Genomic DNA, 247 nt, shown 5'->3' with positions numbered 1-247 from the left:
GGAAAGAAAACCCATTACTGAATGTTTACATAAACCGGGTAGCTGTTCAAAAACATGATGAGAGGGAAGGGGAAAAAAAAGGCATGTACCTGAAAAAATGGTCCTGGCCAAAACCCTGCCTGGAAAAGGAAGGAAAAAAACATATGTTCTCAGATGGATTGGGCGGTGTTATACAGGACCGGTTGGAGGGGAAGATAAAAAAACAAAAGGACTAAGGTAATAGCGTACCCAAACCTAAAATACTGGA

Annotated in this window: 1 protein-coding gene; it reads left to right on the top strand. The window is 41.3% G+C overall.

What is annotated here, in order from left to right; genetic code table 11:
• Nucleotides 1–215, top strand: a 215-nt coding sequence (locus KVT36_RS31935; protein ID WP_217607469.1) for a hypothetical protein, incomplete at its 5' end; no start/stop codon positions are given.
• Nucleotides 216–247: the final 32 nt, after the last annotated feature.

Source organism: Chitinophaga sp. GbtcB8 (assembly GCF_019091455.1).
In the GTDB taxonomy this organism is placed as follows: Bacteria; Bacteroidota; Bacteroidia; order Chitinophagales; family Chitinophagaceae; genus Chitinophaga.
The sequence above is the reverse complement of the archived record's forward strand: the minus strand, read 5'-3'. Positions and strand labels throughout refer to the sequence as shown.